Source organism: Pseudomonas veronii (assembly GCF_001439695.1).
In the GTDB taxonomy this organism is placed as follows: domain Bacteria; phylum Pseudomonadota; class Gammaproteobacteria; order Pseudomonadales; family Pseudomonadaceae; genus Aquipseudomonas; species Aquipseudomonas veronii.
Genome location: NZ_JYLL01000003.1, coordinates 309,835 through 327,091, shown reverse-complemented (window position 1 = coordinate 327,091; position 17,257 = coordinate 309,835). Strand labels below are relative to the sequence as shown.

The following is a 17,257-nucleotide window of genomic DNA, read 5'->3' as shown; positions in this document are numbered from 1 at the left end:
CTTCTAAACGTTGGCGCTGTCGACCTGACTGGAGGCTGAGGGGCGGTATTGCAGGGCTTCGGCGATGTGGCTGCGGCGGATGCTGTCTGTGTGTTCCAGATCCGCCAGCGTGCGGGCGACCTTGAGCAGGCGGTGGGCCGCGCGAAGGGACAGGGTCAGGCGCTCGCAGGCGCTTTCCAGCCAGGCTTCATCCGGCCTCGACAGCGCGCAATGCTCGCGTAACCCCGGTAGATCGAGGAACGCATTGGCGCAGCCTTGGCGCTGTTGCTGGCGGTCCCGGGCCTGGGCTACCAGTGCCGAGGCGGTGGACGTGTTGTCGCCGGGCTGCGGGGCCGGGTTCAGCGCGGTGATTTCGCGAGCGACGGTCAGGTGCAGGTCGATCCGGTCCAGCAACGGCCCGGAGAGTTTGTTGCGATAGCGCTGGACCTGCTCCGGCGTACAGCGACAGCGCGCGCTGGGGTCGCCCATGTAACCGCAAGGGCAGGGGTTCATTGCGGCGACCAGTTGAAAGCGCGCCGGGAAACTCACGCGGTCGCGGGCGCGGGAGATCACGATATGCCCCGACTCCAGTGGCTCGCGCAAAACCTCGAGCACCTTGCGATCAAACTCCGGCAGCTCATCCAGGAACAGCACCCCATGGTGGGCCAAGGTGATTTCCCCCGGTTGCGGCTTTGACCCTCCACCCACCAGCGCCGGGCCGGAGGCCGAATGGTGCGGCTGGCGAAACGGCCGATGGGGCCAATGACTCAGGGGCGCCAGGCTGACCACTGATTGAATCGCTGCCACTTCCAGCGCTTCGTGCTCACTCAGCGGCGGCAGCAAACCCGGCAGGCGGCTGGCGAGCAAGGTCTTGCCGGTGCCGGGCGGGCCGCTGAACAACAGGTTATGCGCGCCTGCCGCAGCGATCAGCAGTGCGCGTTTGGCGGCGAGTTGGCCCTGGACTTCGCTGAGGTCCGGGTAAGGTTTGTTCAAGTACAGCAGACCGTCGGACTTGAAGGGCTCGATCGGCACATGCCCATTCAGGTGCGCCACCACCTGTAGCAGGTGGTCCACCGCAATCACCTTCAACCCCGATGCCAGGCAGGCCTCTTCGGCATTCGCCCGGGGCACGATCACGCTGCGCCCGGCCTTGCGCGCCGCGAGCGCTGCCGGCAACACACCTTTCACTGCGCGTACCTCGCCCGATAGCGCCAATTCCCCCAGGCATTCCACGTCGTCGAGCATCTGCGTCGGCACCTGCACGCTCGCCGCGAGAATCCCGAGGGCTATCGCCAGGTCAAAACGACGGCACACGGGTTAGTTCCTATCCATGGACATAGCTGTCTTACCAGCCAGCTATGAGCCTTTCTGGAAGATTCCAGGTCCATGGTCGATGGCTAGAAATCGGCCGAAAAGCTATGAAATGTCCACGACAGGCGCCTTCTTTCGGCTATGTGTACTTCCCTCCATCAGCATTGAAATGAATTACTAACGACAGATGACGTGTACAAAACTTAGCGAAGCCGCCTCGCTCTTCGGCGCGCCTCGCGCCGCACATAGGCATGATAAAGTGCGAGCAGCTCTCCGTGCGCAGCAGGTAAGCGCTGCTGGAGTACCAATGGTTGATCCTTAACTGAAACCTATGGGATGAATTTTTTCAGCTCGCGATCTAGCAAATACCTGAAATGTATAAAATGGTTTATTTTAGGTTGAATGCAGCACGGAAATGAGTTTTAGAGTGACTGTTGGGGTGACAGATTTAGTTAAGCTGATTGTTGGTAAATAATAACTTAGTGTTCAGTCGCTAGCGCCAGGGAGAGACAATATATGAAGTTGGGTGTATTGCATTTAAGCGACATTCATTTCCGCCGTGACACTGATCCAGCTAGAAAGTATGGTGAATGCGTAGCCAAAGCATGTTATCAAATAGCTCGTCGAAGTGACGAGTTTGTGGTTGTCGTGACGGGCGATATTGCTTTCGGTGGGCAGGCGACTGAATATAAGTATGCGAGTGAATTGCTGTCAACAATTTCAACAAAGCTGCAAGCAGAAATTGGTAGACCAATTAACGTGTTCTTGGCGCCTGGTAATCACGACTGTGCCCTGATTCCTGAAGATGCGATACGAACACTTACTATTGATAAAGTCATTGAAATGCAGGGTGAGGAAGTCAATCCAGCTTATATAGATAAATGCACTGAAGCCCAAGTTGAGTATTTTAAGTTTGAAGCGAATACCCGTCTCTTGGCGCCTGTCTTTGAAGACCGGTTGTGGAAAGAATTTGAGTTGCCAGTGGGCGATGGTATTCTTCGAATTTCATCGATCAACGCAGCATGGATGTCGAAGCTTCACGAAAGTGCCGGTCAACTCGTTTTTCCTATTCAGAAATACATTGAGCATTTGGAAGAGCCGAGTACACTGCGATTGGCGCTAATTCATCATCCTTTGAATTGGTACTGCCAAAATACATATCACCCAATGCGTAGGGCGCTAAAAACCCATTGTAATGCTATCTTGTCTGGGCATGAACATTCAATCGGCTCTGAAGTTGTGTCAGATTTGAATGGCAGTACTCTGATGCTTGAGGCTCCGGCACTACAGCCTCATGAAAGCAATCTCGAACCCCAGTTTACATGTTTATTATTCGAAACCGAAAACAAAGTAGTGTACGAGGCGCGCTTTAAGGCAACTGAGCATTTGCCTGAGCAGTTAGGTGATGAGCTAGAACATAGTTTCGACACAAGCCCGAAGTGCTCAAGGTTGAATAAGATCCATCCTGCCTTTCTAAAAGTATTGATGGATCCGGGCGGTAACTTTACACACCCGCTTCGTGGCCCGTTGAGCGCTGAGGAGATTTTTGTCTATCCTCAGCTTGAGGAGAACGATTCTGACGTAGCTAAGAAAACTGTTTTTGGAGATGAGATCTGTGCCGGATGGGAAATTGGCAAAAGGATTCTGATCCTGGCAGATGACGAGGGTGGGAAGACCTTTCTTCTTCGCAAGTACTTTTGTGATATCCACGAACAGGGTGGCCTTCCCCTATACATTAAAAGTGAGGATATAAAATCAGTAACCGAACGTGATATAGACAAGCTGATTGATCAGGTAGCATCGCAGCAGTACGTAAATCCTGATGAATTTAAATATGCAGAAAAAAGTACAAAGGTAGTATTAATTGACGATCTTGACCGAATTAAAGGTGACTTGAAAGTTCAGGAGCGATTAATCGAGATCCTGCAAGATCGTTTTATTTCAGTGATACTAACTGGCCACACCAGATATAAAATAAATGAGCTTCTAGGTGGTGAGGCATCAAAATATCTTATTGAGTATGCCTCCTATAAGATAAGACCCTTTGGTCATTTGCTCAGGAACACCTTAATTAAGAAATGGTGCATGCTAGGGGAGGTCAAGACCCTCGTCGACTTTGACAGAAAAGTTTACGGTGCTGAAACATTAGTTAATGGGATCTTGGGAAAAAGCATTGTTCCAGCAAAACCTGTATATTTGCTGATTTTTTTACAAAGCAGCGAGCAAAACGAGCAGGGCGAGCTTCAGAATAGTAGTTTTTCTTACTACTATCAGTACCTGATTACCAAAAGCTTAAAAGATGCTGGGTATAGATCAGATGAATTTGATGAGATGTTTTCATATCTCTCTCAGATGGCGTGGCACTTCAAAGAAAATGGCCGTAAAGAGCTGAGCACTGCCGAACTAAGAGAGTTTAATACAAAATTCTCAGATGAGTTTACTTCGGTTGACTTTGACCAAAGAATTAATTTGCTATACAGCGCTAAAATAATAGCGAAAAATGGTGATTACTACAGATTTACTTATGCATACATATATTATTTGCTTGTGGGTAAATACCTAAGCGACAACCTGCATGAAGAAGAAGTCATGCAGATAGTAGAGCAATATTGTGAGCAATTGTATATTCGTGAGAATGCCAACATAATTATGTTTCTCACGCACTATTCCAGCGACCCGAGAGTAATAAACAAAATATCTTCGAGTCTTGATTCTTGCTTCTCCGATAATGAGCCGCTTCATCTAAACGGAGATATGGCCGCCATAAATAGCCTAGTTGAATCGGCAGCCCGCTTAGTTATAAAGGACCTTAACGTAGGCGAGAATCAACAAAACAATAAAAAAAATCAGGATCGGTATGAGTCTGACCAGGCCGAAGACGACGAGCGTAATGTGCGTGTGCGCGAGAATGAGCATGGAGAAGAGACGCAGACGGTTCTTGGAATAAGCTCAGACATAAATTTAACAATAAAAACCTCTGAAATTTTGGCTCACATCGTAAAAAATTACTATGGTTCCATTAAGAAAGATCGAAAACAACAGTACATTCAAAGCATTTTTGATAGTTCTCTGCGCACGCTGAGTAAGCTGTTCTCGGAGATTCTTGAACAGCCCGATAGGTTCGTTGCTGAGATAGAGAAGGAGTTGGCTGAGAGGTTTCCGAAAATGTTGGCGGAAGAGCGGACAGCTCAAGCTAAAAAATTTGCATTTCAGCTTGTAGGTCTAATTACAACTTCATTTATAGCTCGAACTGGAAATCTGGTCAGCTCGGATAAAATTCGAGAAGATGTTTCACGCTCCGTGGCTGAGAAGCAAGGAAATGCTTACCGGCTTATTGAAATGGCGTCGTGCTTAACTCAGCCAGGGCAAATTCCATTTGACTACTTGGACAAACTGGCTAGAGACCTAAAATCAAATACATTTGCCTTCACAATTCTTCAGAGTCTTATCTATTATCACTTGCATATGTTTCATACGACCGATAAAGATAAGCAACGGTTGTCGTCGATTGCTCAGATCAGTATTCAGCAATCACGTGCTATAGATCACAAATCGCGAAAATCCAAGGCGGACTCGTTGTGATTGTGTTTATTGACTACTTCTTGTAGAGATTATGCTTAGAATCTACTCCACTCGTTATAGCGAGTGGGGTAGATATCGAGTTTTGCAGTGTTGCTAGTTAGATCAGACTCAAGCGAGTAGTGATTCAAGCTGCAATTTCGGGAGCGCAAGTTAGATTTCAATGTTTGGCTCAACCCCTGTAAAATGTAGTACGGGGGGAGGAGTTTCGACTTGCCAACCGAACACAAAATGTGTCCATTGCATGTCTTTATTTTTTCGGTTCGAAACAAGCAAAAGAGTCCAGCCACCTCTTAATAAAATGTTTGCATTAATTTCACTTCCGGTGCTGGTTACTTCTCTGGTTTCTTCAATCATAATCGGCTCCTACCAGTTGTCGGCGCATAGCTACTGATAACTTGAATAATTTTAAAGCGAATTATTTTTGGTCTTTTGGGGCCCGCAAGGGATTGATATTGTTGGGGCCTAGCAACGCCTGTAAGCGTGAATTGTCCATTGTCAGCTCTAATATTTTAGAGTCGGCCTCCACCAAAAGTGTTGCTACTCTGTCGCGTTGTATTTTTAGATCGCATATGGTGTCTCTTAGAGAACGGTTTTTCTTACGCTTATTGAGAGTTTTCTGACGGATCGATGTGACTGGGCTATTTGAGTTTTCCAGAATCCATTGCTGAATCTCCCGAACCAGTTCGGGATATCTAGCTTTTTTTAGCGCCGATGGATCAGCTCCAGCTTCTCTGGCTACATTGTTCTGCGAGACTTGTGCTGTTTTAGGCAAGATCTCCGGTTTGCGCATTTTTAGCCGCTCAAAAGCTTCACGGAAAGAATTCTCAGCTTTGCCTACCTTGGAGGAATTAATTGGTTGATAAGACATTTAGGGCATTCTCCACCGCATTTTTTTGAGCACAAAGCGACTCGTGATATGGCGAGCCCAATGGCGCTTCACTCAATCGTTCATCAATAAGGCTAGCCAACTTTTGAATACTATTTTTTTTGTGTCGATCGAATAATGCGTCAGCACACGGCCCTAGCCGGTCCCCTCCACCACATCTAATCACGTTGTCGATGCCCCCGAACTCACAAGATCCACGTTTAGCACATCCACCGAGTAACGTCTGGCGCCAAGATATTTCACCAGTCTTAGCGTATTTAGTTAGCTTCTTCACATCTTTAGGGTCAACAATTTTTAGAATTTCAGCTTTACGACTATCTCCATACGGACTAACAAAACGATCTGAGAATAGGAGAACGATTTCTTTACTTAAAATTTCGTACAGCGTTCTAACGTAGTGATTGAGCGTATCTTCGTTTAAGCGTACTTTTGAATAACCTTGGCCGTAGTATAACGACATCGCTCTGGTTGTATGTTTTAGTTGATACTGAACAGAAGCGTCTGATACCAAACCAGATGCAAGCATGTTGACTGCCCCGGTCCTGCGCAGTTGGTGCCAGGCGAGTGGCCAGATTTTTCCTACGCTAAAGATGTCCCTATCCAACGTCGTAGTAATTAGGCGGGCAATCTGTAAGTCCTCATTCGTGATTTTTAGCTGCTCAAGATCAAACAGTTGAGGGTACATTTCGATTATCGATTGATAGCTAGGATATGCAGGCCGTACGGAAAGAGGTTCGCCTGTGTTTTTTGCATTTGACCAAGGCTCGTAAGGCCTCAAAACGAGGTAAGGGGCGTGCACATCTGTCGGTGTAATAGGGACCTTTAAGTTGGCCTCTGCGCAAACCATTCTGAGCCGCGACACACAGGCCATTGCTTCAATTGCTATTTCGGTAAATTGTGATGTTATCCAGCGAGCATCATCGTCCTCGATAGTTTTAGTAGTGACACCTCGCAACAAATATATTTTCCCGAAATCATCGTCTTCCTCCACGTCCAGGCAGTCTGCCCTGAGTGCCCATGCCTCTTCAATTCGCATCATTGAAAAATTTAGTACGTATGCTGTACCAACTTTACCTACCATTGTGAAGTAACTGGAGAGTGTAATTATGCTGCGTCCAGCACCGTCAAGTGATTGGCCTTTCGGCAATACCCACTTTCGCAGCAGGTCACTAATTCCAAATCGTTGAGCGATTTCTGAAAATCTGCCCTCATACTCAAACTGAATACCAAATGCATTTCGGCTGCGGGGGTCGAATGGCGAGAAGTGTCTTTTTTTGGAGTGATGAGTTCTGTCGAAGGCGCCAGTCAATGTCCCATAATATTTAGTGTATATATCAACGCAGAATTGAAAGCAGGCTTCGAGCCTCTCACGATAATAATGAAAGTCTTCTAGAAACGTACGTAGACGTTCTACTTGGTAAGACCAAATTCTAGGTGGAATATAAGGAGTTTGTTTTACCTGATGGTTAGGAAGCGACGCTTCTAGCCGACGTAAACCTTCTCGGTCAAGGATCACAAATCCTAACTGTTCTCGTTGTTCGAAAAGAGCATGTAAATGGGTTAGTGCCTCCACCGCGTTCGAGGGGGAGAATGCTTGAGCTAATTGGTCTGCAACTCTGGGGAATTTCCACAACTCGGCCGCAGAGATGCCCTCCGTGGAGCATAGGGCAAACAATGGAAATAAACATACGAACCGAGCCTTAAGAGATACTGCGCTCCTAACCGAGTGTGGGCCCCACAGCCACCACGCAGCAATTTGGCGAGCAATGTCGGCGTTTTCTGGTGTGGCGATTGGATCGTCCTTACGAGTCGGGTTGTCCCCGAAGTTCAATCGCAACGCCTGTTTGGCCCAAGGTGTGAGATCCCACACTGTGTCCCTGTATCGGCTAACAACCCTGCCTGTTGAGTCGATGACAACGGGAAAGTCGTCAGGGGGAGGCCAGCTCGGCAGCCTGTAATTTTCGGATGTGGGCAATACTAAAAGAGAATCTATGCCTAATCCCTTCAAAGCAATTTTTAGCGTCATTCTCGTGCCTCTATAAGACGAATAAACCCGTCCCATTTGGGATGAAAACTTCCTTCGTCGATAAGATCCAATGCTTCGCTTACCCAAGAGGCACGCAATGAACTGCTTGATTTAAATTGTTTTAGTTTTCCAGTAATTCGCTCAATGGTAACGTGTGCTGGATGTTCTTTTTCACTCTTGTTCGTGAGATGGTTAAATGTGAGCTCTAAGGTCTTGTAATGCCTATAGCTTGCAAGTGACCATATGTGATCTGCTGTGTCGATATCCCGGTGGTGGGTACAGAACAGACATCCAGCTGGATTAGCACAGTTTGGAGATGGTGCTCTTTTCGGTGCGTTCTCCTCTAAGGTTGCGATAGGGTTGATGCATACCCCTGGACTTGGCGGTTCATACGTCCCGCTCAGTAAATTATGAAATTTGCTGATCTCTACTGTTGCACTTTGATGATGAGGTTGGTCGTATATGCGGAGTAAAGTTTCTTGCGTATGCTGGGCTATCTCGGCGGTTAAGACGGGGTCGTGAGAGGTTCTGACAAGCCAATTGATTCGTGTTTTTCTAAGCTCACTTGCTGGGATATAGCGAACGCCAAGTGCTTTGCATCTCTTTTGGGTAGCGTAAAACTTAGGCGAAAGGTCTAAGGAGCGCTGTTGAGGTGAGGACTCCGGAAAAAGCAATCCATTCTCGTCATCCTGAAATATCTCCTTTCGCCACTTTAAATACCGTTCGAATATTATTCTGTAATCACTGAAAATTTCAAATTCAACCTCTCCTTGTCTTCTGCCTTTATAAACGCGTCGAACTTGATATCCATCGAGGTAACTTTGGTATGTGCACTTTCCCGATTTAAGTCTGTTTACTTGAGCAAGATTCATTCCTGTTTGTGAAATAAAAATCAACATTTCGGCTTGAATTCTAAGATTTATCAACGGGAATCTTGTGCGCCATGATTTATCTTTTTCCCATCTTTCTCGATTTTCTTTAACCCTTCTTCTGCCATTAGAGTTTCCGTAGTTAGGAATTAAATATTTTACGGTGCTCGCAGGCCTCAGGCCAGACCACTCCTCAAGAACTTTGCCAGAACGAAATTGAATTTTTACCGGCAAGGCCCCCCGGATTGCCTCAACAGTGAGGGCGTTAGAAATGTCTAGAAGTGCATGGCCAAACTCAAAGGAGTCCTTCAGCTTTGTCTTGTCTGCCTGTGTTCCTAAAACCTTTTTTTTGTTGTATCGCTTAGGTAGTGAGGTGCGGCGATATAGACCGATCGTTAAGTCCAATGCTTGATCTAAAATGGAGCCCACTGTGGTCGCTTTTGCTGCAACGGTAGCCGTTTTTAGATTGCCCAGGGTCCGCTGCCTTAAAAGCAGGTGGTCAGTCCATGAGATGTACAGTTTGGCAACTGAGTCTATTTCGGGGGACTGTCCGTTACGGTCTAACCAGGTATAAAACTCACGAATAGATTGGATAGTGGATTTTGCTGTAAGCCGACTCTTGCCCCCGGCAAGCTGTCCTTGAATAACCGAGTGAATTTTGACTATTAATGGAAGTCGATTCATCAGGGGAGCGCCTAGGCGTCCATTTGATACTAATTTGTAAAATTCTCGTATATCAGTAGCTGCTCCGCCATTATAGAGTAATAAGGATAAATTTAGGGGCGTCTCTCTTGGACCATATTTCACGTTGCGAAATGTTAGGTCAGGTAACCGTTGGTCAGGCATCGAGCGTTTCCTCGATCCCTGATGTAATGCCTAAAAATGCTCTAGTGAAAGAGTTTGCCAGCTCCTTTTTAATCGGTGTTTTTTCTATAAATTTTATATATTTCAACGCCGTAGACTCATTTTTATGCAATAGTGCATCCTTGATCACTGCAACCGCATGTATTCCTCCCGCAATACTTATTGCCAAGCTTGCTAACTCAGTCGCAAATGTACAGCGAGTTTGGTGGAATCGAAAATAACGCATCGTTGCAATGCCATTGCGCACTGCGCTTTTCTTGAAGTTATGCATTTCCACATTGATCGCTATTGATTTATCCGATCCACGCTGAGCATACGGATTTCCAAAGCGTGTCAAAAACAACAAGTTTTTATTATTGCCGGATGCTTTCGCTTCTCGCAGAAGGCGGCGCTGGCCGTACGCATAATCTAGTAGCTCTGCAAGCAAGCTTTCTGTTATCCATATTTGGCCTGACACTCCAAATTTAGTCGCTACTGGTGGACTAGCGCCTGGCCCTACCGCTAAACGATAAAGCTTCGGATCTGCGGGGTCTGGTACAGCACTAGTTAAAGTTTCTATTCTCAAATCAGCTAAAGTTTGGAGCCTCATGCCAGTGAAGAATCCTGCTGTTAAAAGCAGAAAGAGTTCTTCTGAGGCGTGCTCTCGGGCAAACGTAAGGATTCTGTTTCGATCGTCGGCTGAAACAGGCAGCAAACCATCCTCTAACCGCTCACCTGGTCTAGCCCGATTCGGAATGGATAGATCCGTAGTTGTGACTGTCAAGGTGCGCTCAAATCCGAACGGATTCGTAAGATGTATCCCGACCGTCCGTTCCTCCCACAATGGCCACTCGGGTGAAAGGAGCCTAGTGGCTTTTAACCATCGATAAAAATTAACGACTACTCGCATGCGCTGGGTAGCGGTAGAGGGAGCGATCTCTGAGCTGTCCCTAGCGTCCAACAGTGCGCCACGGTAGCGCACTAAGCAGCGATCTTCCTTCCGTACGGGGAAGTCCCACCATTTGCTTTCAGATTTCTCCAGCCAGTTTGCGTAAGCATGCAAGGAAGTCGCCTTTGCATTTACTGTCTTGATATCGACGTCTCGTCTAACCGCTTGCTCCATGAGCCAAAGATTTGCTTCACGCCACGGGCTTCCACCCGCCCAGAAAATTTGTGGCAATGCATTGATAACGCGACCATGAGAAACAGGGGTCCAAAGAATTCGACCAAGGTCCAGCGTTGAGCGATGTGGGATGAAGCTAACTGGTTCAAGTCTCGCCATGGTCGCGCTCCTAATCTGCTGTGCCACGAAACCTTTGGTTAAATAACCACAGTCTGCAAAGCGTAGCCCGAGATAGAGCAACGTCCATAGGTGAACGTTTTACTATGCGATGTCCATACAGCTATCTAATCCGTGCCCGCCGTCCTTGGGCAGGTCGGCGGGCGCGAGGTTGAGGGTGATGCGGCGGGACGGGTATTGCAGCGCGGAGTTGAGGATGGCACTGCGCACGCGGTCCTTGCTTTCCTTGACGGCGGTTTCCGGCAAGCCCACCAGGGTGAGCGATGGCAGACCATTGGCCATGTGTACTTCGACGCTGACGGCAGGGGCTTCGACGCCGATCTGGGCGCGACTGTGGACGATGGCGAGGGACATGCTCATTCCTTGAAAGGGCGGGCCGCTTCCTGCGGTTTTTCAAGGGTAGACGAGGTGGGGTGGAGCGGGACGCGGGAGGTTTTACAGAACGTATCCGCAGAGTGACGCAGAACAGGTGAGGGCGCTGGCTTGCGTGCGATAGGGGTGGTCAGGCGTATCAGAGGGACCGAGTCGATCCCATCGCAGGCAAGCCAGCTCCTACATTGGCCGGGGTTTATTCGGAGGCTGCCGGGGTCAACCGTGCTTCCAGCTCCGCCACTTTCGCCTCCAGGCTTTCCAGGCGTGCTCGGGTGCGGGCCAGCACCACCATTTGGCTGTCGAACTCTTCCCGGCTGACCAGGTCGAGCTTGCTGAAGCCGCTTTGCAGCAAGGCCTTGAACTGGCTTTCGATTTCATTGCGGGGCAGCGGGGTCTCGCCGCTGAACAGGCGGGAGGCATGGCCGCTCAGGGCGTCGAGGAGGTCTTTGGGCGCGAGCATGGGAAATATTCCGGAAAACTGTTGGCGGGCAGTGTATCACGCAGCGTCTATAGTCATTTCCACGACCTCGGGCGCACGCTTTTCGCGCAGGGTGTCGGGCGGTAGCGCACCGTTTTCGTGCGCAATCACCCCGCCAAAAAGCCCCGCAGGTGGGCATAAGTGGGCAAGGGACTGATTTCAGTGGTTTTTACGGAGCTGGCAAGGTTTCTGCTTAGACGAACATGACCCATGCACTGATGCAGTCGCTGTGACGAATGCAGTGCGCCGACGGATCAGCGGTACAGGTTTCGTCACCAGTGGTTCGCTGGCGTCGCAATGGCAACTGCTCTTGCGACGACGCGTTACAAAGCCAGGCGCTGCGCTTAGACTTGAGACGGGTTTGTTTTCCTGGGGCAAGTCCACCAATTCGGGAGAGAGTTTTCATGAAGCTAGTCACTGCCATCATCAAGCCGTTCAAGTTGGACGATGTACGCGAGTCGTTGTCCGAAATCGGCGTGCAGGGCATTACCGTTACTGAGGTCAAAGGCTTCGGGCGGCAGAAGGGTCACACCGAGCTGTATCGCGGCGCGGAATACGTGGTTGATTTCCTGCCGAAGGTGAAGATTGATGTCGCCATTGACGACAAGGATCTTGATCGGGTTATCGAGGCGATAACCAAGGCCGCCAACACCGGCAAGATCGGTGACGGCAAGATCTTTGTGGTCAATCTGGAACAGGCTATTCGCATCCGTACCGGCGAAACCGATACCGACGCAATCTAAGCCGCCAAACCCAACGCCCCAGGAGAAAACAATATGACTCTGCGTAAATTCGCAGGGCTCGGAGCCCTGTTGTCCATCGTAATGCCAAGCCTGGCCATGGCGGCAGACGAAGTGGCTGCTCCAGTCCTCAATTCCGGCGACACCGCGTGGATGCTTACATCCACCGCGCTGGTGCTGTTTATGACCATTCCCGGCCTGGCGCTGTTCTACGGCGGTATGGTTCGCTCCAAAAACATTCTGTCGGTGATGATGCAGTGCTTCGCCATCACCGGCTTGATCACCATCCTGTGGTTCGTCTACGGCTACAGCATGGCGTTCGATACCACCGGCATGGAAGCGGGTGTGGTCAACTTCAACTCCTTCGTGGGCGGCTTGTCCAAGCTGTTCCTGTCGGGTGTGACCCCGGCCAGCATTACCGGCCCTGCGGCGCTGTTCCCTGAGGCGGTGTTCGTCACCTACCAGATGACCTTCGCCATCATCACCCCGGCGCTGATTGTCGGTGCTTTCGCCGAGCGTATGAAATTCTCCGCGATGCTGATCTTCATGGGCGTCTGGTTCACCCTGGTCTACGCGCCGATTGCCCACATGGTGTGGGGCGGTCCGGGTTCGTTGCTGGGTGACTGGGGCGTGCTGGACTTCGCCGGCGGTACCGTGGTGCATATCAACGCCGGTGTGGCTGGCCTGGTAGCGTGCCTGGTCCTCGGCAAGCGTAAAGGCTTCCCGACCACGCCAATGGCGCCTCACAACCTGGGTTACACCCTGGTGGGTGCAGCCATGCTGTGGGTCGGCTGGTTCGGCTTCAACGCCGGTTCCGCTGCCGCGGCCAACGGCACTGCCGGTATGGCGATGCTGGTGACCCAGGTCGCTACCGCCGCTGCCGCCCTGGGCTGGATGTTCGCCGAGTGGCTCACCCACGGCAAGCCAAGTGCCCTGGGCATCGCCTCGGGTGTGGTAGCGGGCCTTGTGGCCATTACGCCGGCTGCCGGTACCGTGGGCCCGATGGGCGCGCTGATCATCGGCCTGGCGGCGGGTGTGGTGTGCTTCTTCTGCGCCACGACCCTGAAACGCAAACTGGGCTATGACGACTCCCTGGACGCCTTCGGTGTCCACGGTATCGGCGGTATCCTCGGCGCAATCCTGACCGGTGTGTTTGCAGCACCGGCCCTGGGTGGCTTCGGCACCGTGACTGACGTGGCGGCCCAAGTCTGGATTCAGTGCAAAGGCGTCGGCTTCACTGTGATCTACACCGCCATCGTGACCTTCATCATCCTCAAGGTGCTGGATATGGTCATGGGCCTGCGGGTTACCGACGAAGAAGAGGCTGTCGGCCTCGACCTGGCACAACACAACGAACGCGGCTACAACTTGTAAGTAGGCGAAAAAAACATGCCCGGCTTGCCGGGCATTTTTTTGTCTGGTGTTTGCCCGTCATGACACGGGGGGCCGGTTTTTTGCGTCGCGTGTGTGATGGCGCGCGCACGGCGCTTTTCCGGGTGCGAATGTCTTACAGGCATGTAGGCGTATTCGGCACTTTGTTTTTTCCCTGAGCGCGCTAGAATGCGCGCCGATGGGCGGAGAACTGTATGTGGCAACAGACCCTGATTACCCTGCGGGCCAAGCCCCGGGGCTTTCACCTGGTAACCGACGAGTTGCTTGCCGGCTTGCCTGAATTGAAGGCGTGTCGCGTGGGCCTGTTGCATCTGTGGTTGCAGCATACCTCGGCCTCGTTGACCATCAACGAGAATGCCGATCCGGCGGTTCGTCGTGACTTCGAGCGTTTTTTCAACTCGCTGGTGCCGCAAGGCCGAGCCGGGTTCGAACACAACGACGAAGGCCCGGACGATCTGCCGGCGCACTTCAAGGCCAGTCTCCTGGGTTGCCAGCTGAGTTTGCCGGTCAAGGCCGGCCGCTTGGCGATGGGGACCTGGCAAGGTGTTTATCTGGGCGAGCACCGTGATCATGGCGGTGCTCGTAAAGTCCTCGCCACTTTGCACGGTGATGGGGCATAAGCCACTGGTTATCCGGTGGATGTTGATTTTTTTCCGGCGACCTTCGACAGATGGTGAAGCTGGGCTATAACTAATCTGCTTTTCGCAAGTCATGAGGTAGAACATGAGCGACGATGATCTGGAAAACGACGAACTGGAAGTAGGCGACGAAGACGACACCGAAGAAGGTCTTGAGGCGGCAGCGGAAGACGTTGCTGACGACGACGGTGGCGATGACGTTCCTGTTCCGGCTGCCAAAGGCAAAGCCAAGGCCGCTGTTTCGGTCGATGAGCTGCCAAGTGTTGAAGCCAAGAACAAAGAGCGCGACGCGCTGGCCCGTGCGATGGAGGAATTCCTCGCTAAAGGCGGCAAAGTGCAGGAAGTCGAGGCCAACGTGGTGGCAGATCCACCCAAGAAGCCGGATAACAAGTACGGCAGCCGACCTATCTGAGGTCTGCTTCTGGCTTGCTGGAAAAGCCCGCCGTCGCTGCGGGCTTTTTCATGCCTGAAACAAATTCCTACGGCTCACCGCCTGCCAATATAGGGGAAGCAAGCCCCCTCCCACTTACTGCCAGCTTTTGAGCAGCGGAGGCAGTTCCGTCAGGCTGCGAATCTGCGCATCCGGGAGTTTATCCCCTTCCCAGACCTTGCCTGTCGGGTTGAACCACACGGCACGCAGCCCCGCCTGTTGCGCTCCGGCGATGTCGTCACCGGGATGATCGCCGATATGCACCGCCGCGCTGGCGTCCACCCCGCCCCGTTGCAGCGCTTCCTGAAACAACCGTGCATCCGGCTTGGCGATGCCGATGTCTTCGGCGCGCAACGCGAAGTGGAAGTAGTCCGCCAACCCGACGCGCTGTACGTCAGCGTTACCGTTGGTGATCACGCCCAGCAGGAAGTGTTTGCGCAGCGCTTGCAGCATCGGCTCGGCTTCGGGGAATACGGTGAGCTGGTGGCGCGCATGAATGAACGCTTCAAAGCACACATCGGCCATTTCCGTCGCTTCAGGTTGTGGATAACCGGCCTCTTCAAACGCGTGCATCAGTACGCGGTGGCGCAGCATGCTGATGCGGTGCTTGAGTTCGGGATGGCGTTCCAGCACCTGCTGGCGAAGGCTGGCGAAATGTTCCAGGGGCAGTTCGCCGACCTTGGCGGCATGGGTGGCCAGCCATTCGCGCATCGACGCTTCGGCGCTGATGATGACGGGGACGTTGTCCCAGAGGGTGTCGTCGAGGTCGAAGGTGATCAGCTTGATACTCATGAGTCGCCGCCCTTGATGCGTTTGGCCCGTGGATGGGCGCTGTCGTACACCGTTGCCAGGTGTTGGAAGTCCAGGTGGGTGTAGATCTGTGTCGTCTTGATATCAGAGTGGCCGAGCAGTTCCTGCACCGCGCGCAGGTCTTGGGACGACTCCAGCAAATGGCTGGCAAACGAGTGCCGCAGCATGTGCGGATGCAGGTTCTGCCCCAGCTCGCGCTCGCCGGCCGCCTTGACCCGCAGTTGAATCGCCCGCGGCCCCAGGCGCCGGCCCTGCTGGCTGACGAATACGGCGTCGTCCGCCGGGTTGGTCAGTGCGCGCAGGGGCAGCCACAGTTGCAGCGCTTCCCGGGCCTTCCTGCCCACCGGCAGCACGCGGGTCTTGCTGCCTTTGCCGAGCACTTGCACCAGGCCGTCGGCGAGGTCGAGCTGATCGAGGTTCAGCCCGGTCAGTTCCGACAGGCGCAGGCCCGAAGAATAGAACAGCTCCAGGATCGCCTGGTCGCGATGGGCCAGGAAGTCGTCCTCGACGGCGCCATCGAGCAATTGCAGGGCGCGGTCGGTGTCGAGGGTCTTGGGCAGCCGCCGCTCGCCCTTGGGCGGGGCCAGCCCATTGGCCGGGTCGTGGTCGCACAGGCCTTCGCGGTTGAGGTAGTGATACAGGCCGCGCACCGCCGACAGCAGGCGCGCCAGGCTGCGCGAAGATTGGCCCTGCTGGTGCAGGCGCGCGATCAGGCTGCGCAGGCCCTGGATGTCCAAGGCCTTCCAGCTGGGGATCTGCTGCTTTTCGCAGTAGGCCAGAACCTTGTTCAAGTCCCGCCGGTAGGCTTCCAGGGTGTGGGGCGACACCTGACGCTCGCTGCGCAGGTGTGCGCAGTAAGCGTCCAGTTGCCGTTCCATGGTCAGCGCACCGCGCGCAGGGCGGTGGTGAAGCGCGGTAATACGCGGCCCAGCACTTCGGCGATGTAGGTCAGGAACAACGTGCCCACCGAACTTTTGTAGTGCGCAGGATCACGGCTGGCGATGGCCAGTACCCCATGCAGGCCTTGATGGCTGAGGGCGACCACGGCGGTCGAACCGATCTGCTTGCGCTGCTCGGCGCCAAACAAAAAGTCCAGTTCATGCTCGCGCAAGGTGCCGCTGATGGTCTTGCCTTCGGAAAGCAGGCCGCCGATCGCCGTTTGCGCTTCGCCGCCGCTGACCCAGCGCCCGACCGGCATCGGGTTGTCGCTGAACAGGATCAGGCTGACGAAGGGCACCTGGAAGTCCTGGCGCAGGCTGTCTTCCACGGCGATCACCGTTTCTTCCAGGCTGGTGGCGTCCATCAGCGTCAGAATCAGGCGACGGGTCTTGTCGAACAGGCGGTCGTTATCGCGGGCGACGTCCATCAAGTGCGAGAGCCGATGGCGCATTTCGATGTTGCGCTCGCGCAGGATCTTCATCTGCCGCTCCACCAGCGACACGGTGTCGCCACGCTGGTGGGGGATGCGCAGGGCCGGCAGCAGTTCTTCGTGTTCGACGAAGAAGTCCGGGTTAGCCTCAAGGTACGCCGCGACGGCAGCGGCCTCCAGACTTTCGCTCGGGGATGCTTGTGCGGGTACTTGAGGCTTATCGGTCATTTGC

General features: G+C 52.5%; 15 protein-coding genes and 1 pseudogene. 5 read left to right on the top strand and 11 right to left on the bottom strand.

The features are described from left to right. Positions 1 to 3 precede the first annotated feature (3 nt). Entirely contained in the window at positions 4 to 1,293 is a 1,290-nt protein-coding gene (locus TU80_RS05845; protein WP_057004011.1) for a YifB family Mg chelatase-like AAA ATPase, read from the bottom strand. Positions 1,294 to 1,806: 513 nt separating this feature from the next. On the opposite strand from TU80_RS05845, the gene TU80_RS05840 reads away from it, so the two are divergent. Beyond that, on the top strand, positions 1,807 to 4,872 hold the full coding sequence (locus tag TU80_RS05840) for an anti-phage protein (RefSeq protein WP_057004010.1): 3,066 nt from the start codon (positions 1,807 to 1,809) through the stop codon (positions 4,870 to 4,872). Positions 4,873 to 5,022: 150 nt separating this feature from the next. Here the strand turns inward: TU80_RS05840 and TU80_RS32605 are convergent, their stop codons facing one another. The 7 genes and pseudogenes from TU80_RS32605 to TU80_RS05815 all read right to left on the bottom strand — a co-directional run bounded on the left by TU80_RS32605 (position 5,023) and on the right by TU80_RS05815 (position 11,628). Then, positions 5,023 to 5,226 (bottom strand): hypothetical protein, encoded by a 204-nt coding sequence (locus TU80_RS32605; protein ID WP_131670690.1) that lies wholly within the window; start codon positions 5,224 to 5,226, stop codon positions 5,023 to 5,025. Positions 5,227 to 5,287: 61 nt separating this feature from the next. Continuing rightward, a complete protein-coding gene (locus TU80_RS05835; protein WP_057004009.1) occupies positions 5,288 to 5,740 on the bottom strand; it encodes a hypothetical protein in 453 nt (150 codons plus the stop codon). Continuing rightward, the gene (locus tag TU80_RS33315; RefSeq protein ID WP_186355009.1) at positions 5,721 to 7,784 is read right to left on the bottom strand and encodes a hypothetical protein; all 2,064 of its coding nucleotides are present in this window, start codon (positions 7,782 to 7,784) and stop codon (positions 5,721 to 5,723) included. The genes TU80_RS05835 and TU80_RS33315 overlap by 20 nt, the downstream gene beginning before the upstream one ends. Then, positions 7,781 to 9,499: a site-specific integrase gene (locus TU80_RS32600; protein ID WP_134939822.1), complete on the bottom strand. Its 1,719-nt coding sequence runs from the start codon at positions 9,497 to 9,499 to the stop codon at positions 7,781 to 7,783. The genes TU80_RS33315 and TU80_RS32600 overlap by 4 nt, the downstream gene beginning before the upstream one ends. After that, positions 9,492 to 10,778 carry a site-specific integrase gene (locus TU80_RS05825; protein WP_057004007.1) on the bottom strand — a complete coding sequence of 429 codons (1,287 nt, stop codon included), beginning with the start codon at positions 10,776 to 10,778 and terminating at the stop codon, positions 9,492 to 9,494. Before TU80_RS05825 ends, TU80_RS32600 begins: the two co-directional genes overlap by 8 nt. 135 nt (positions 10,779 to 10,913) lie before the next feature. Next, positions 10,914 to 11,150, bottom strand: a pseudogene (locus TU80_RS05820) (magnesium chelatase domain-containing protein); the annotation flags it as partial. A gap of 214 nt (positions 11,151 to 11,364) precedes the next feature. After that, entirely contained in the window at positions 11,365 to 11,628 is a 264-nt protein-coding gene (locus tag TU80_RS05815) for an accessory factor UbiK family protein (protein WP_017845178.1), read from the bottom strand. 422 nt (positions 11,629 to 12,050) lie between these two features. Here TU80_RS05815 and glnK point away from each other — a divergent pair, with 422 nt between their 5' ends. The 4 genes from glnK to sutA all read left to right on the top strand — a co-directional run bounded on the left by glnK (position 12,051) and on the right by sutA (position 14,828). Then, the gene (glnK, locus tag TU80_RS05810; protein ID WP_002555808.1) at positions 12,051 to 12,389 is read left to right on the top strand and encodes a P-II family nitrogen regulator; all 339 of its coding nucleotides are present in this window, start codon (positions 12,051 to 12,053) and stop codon (positions 12,387 to 12,389) included. 33 nt (positions 12,390 to 12,422) lie between these two features. Beyond that, on the top strand, positions 12,423 to 13,760 hold the full coding sequence (locus TU80_RS05805) for an ammonium transporter (protein ID WP_057004005.1): 1,338 nt from the start codon (positions 12,423 to 12,425) through the stop codon (positions 13,758 to 13,760). Positions 13,761 to 13,972: 212 nt separating this feature from the next. Continuing rightward, positions 13,973 to 14,398, top strand: coding sequence for a secondary thiamine-phosphate synthase enzyme YjbQ (locus TU80_RS05800; RefSeq protein WP_017845176.1), 426 nt, complete (start codon positions 13,973 to 13,975; stop codon positions 14,396 to 14,398). Positions 14,399 to 14,501: 103 nt separating this feature from the next. Beyond that, on the top strand, positions 14,502 to 14,828 hold the full coding sequence (gene sutA / locus TU80_RS05795; RefSeq protein ID WP_017845175.1) for a transcriptional regulator SutA: 327 nt from the start codon (positions 14,502 to 14,504) through the stop codon (positions 14,826 to 14,828). A gap of 114 nt (positions 14,829 to 14,942) precedes the next feature. Here the strand turns inward: sutA and TU80_RS05790 are convergent, their stop codons facing one another. Genes TU80_RS05790 through TU80_RS05780 form a run of 3 tightly spaced genes read right to left on the bottom strand, consistent with a single transcriptional unit; the run spans position 14,943 to position 17,253 of the window. After that, complete coding sequence (locus TU80_RS05790) at positions 14,943 to 15,638, bottom strand: HAD family hydrolase (RefSeq protein ID WP_017845174.1); 696 nt, start codon at positions 15,636 to 15,638, stop codon at positions 14,943 to 14,945. Continuing rightward, on the bottom strand, positions 15,635 to 16,534 hold the full coding sequence (gene xerC / locus TU80_RS05785; RefSeq protein ID WP_046381665.1) for a tyrosine recombinase XerC: 900 nt from the start codon (positions 16,532 to 16,534) through the stop codon (positions 15,635 to 15,637). The genes TU80_RS05790 and xerC overlap by 4 nt, the downstream gene beginning before the upstream one ends. A gap of 2 nt (positions 16,535 to 16,536) precedes the next feature. Then, positions 16,537 to 17,253: a DUF484 family protein gene (locus tag TU80_RS05780; RefSeq protein ID WP_017845172.1), complete on the bottom strand. Its 717-nt coding sequence runs from the start codon at positions 17,251 to 17,253 to the stop codon at positions 16,537 to 16,539. Positions 17,254 to 17,257: the final 4 nt, after the last annotated feature.

What these genes read in the sequence shown, in the direction of transcription:
- TU80_RS05790 (WP_017845174.1), bottom strand. Translation starts at nt 15,638, where the DNA reads ATGAGTATCAAGCTGATCACCTTCGACCTCGACGACACCCTCTGGGAC.
- TU80_RS05840 (WP_057004010.1), top strand. Translation starts at nt 1,807, where the DNA reads ATGAAGTTGGGTGTATTGCATTTAAGCGACATTCATTTCCGCCGTGAC.
- TU80_RS05835 (WP_057004009.1), bottom strand. Translation starts at nt 5,740, where the DNA reads ATGTCTTATCAACCAATTAATTCCTCCAAGGTAGGCAAAGCTGAGAAT.
- glnK (WP_002555808.1), top strand. Translation starts at nt 12,051, where the DNA reads ATGAAGCTAGTCACTGCCATCATCAAGCCGTTCAAGTTGGACGATGTA.
- TU80_RS05805 (WP_057004005.1), top strand. Translation starts at nt 12,423, where the DNA reads ATGACTCTGCGTAAATTCGCAGGGCTCGGAGCCCTGTTGTCCATCGTA.
- xerC (WP_046381665.1), bottom strand. Translation starts at nt 16,534, where the DNA reads ATGGAACGGCAACTGGACGCTTACTGCGCACACCTGCGCAGCGAGCGT.
- TU80_RS33315 (WP_186355009.1), bottom strand. Translation starts at nt 7,784, where the DNA reads ATGACGCTAAAAATTGCTTTGAAGGGATTAGGCATAGATTCTCTTTTA.
- TU80_RS05825 (WP_057004007.1), bottom strand. Translation starts at nt 10,778, where the DNA reads ATGGCGAGACTTGAACCAGTTAGCTTCATCCCACATCGCTCAACGCTG.
- TU80_RS05815 (WP_017845178.1), bottom strand. Translation starts at nt 11,628, where the DNA reads ATGCTCGCGCCCAAAGACCTCCTCGACGCCCTGAGCGGCCATGCCTCC.
- TU80_RS05780 (WP_017845172.1), bottom strand. Translation starts at nt 17,253, where the DNA reads ATGACCGATAAGCCTCAAGTACCCGCACAAGCATCCCCGAGCGAAAGT.
- TU80_RS32605 (WP_131670690.1), bottom strand. Translation starts at nt 5,226, where the DNA reads ATGATTGAAGAAACCAGAGAAGTAACCAGCACCGGAAGTGAAATTAAT.
- TU80_RS32600 (WP_134939822.1), bottom strand. Translation starts at nt 9,499, where the DNA reads ATGCCTGACCAACGGTTACCTGACCTAACATTTCGCAACGTGAAATAT.
- TU80_RS05800 (WP_017845176.1), top strand. Translation starts at nt 13,973, where the DNA reads ATGTGGCAACAGACCCTGATTACCCTGCGGGCCAAGCCCCGGGGCTTT.
- sutA (WP_017845175.1), top strand. Translation starts at nt 14,502, where the DNA reads ATGAGCGACGATGATCTGGAAAACGACGAACTGGAAGTAGGCGACGAA.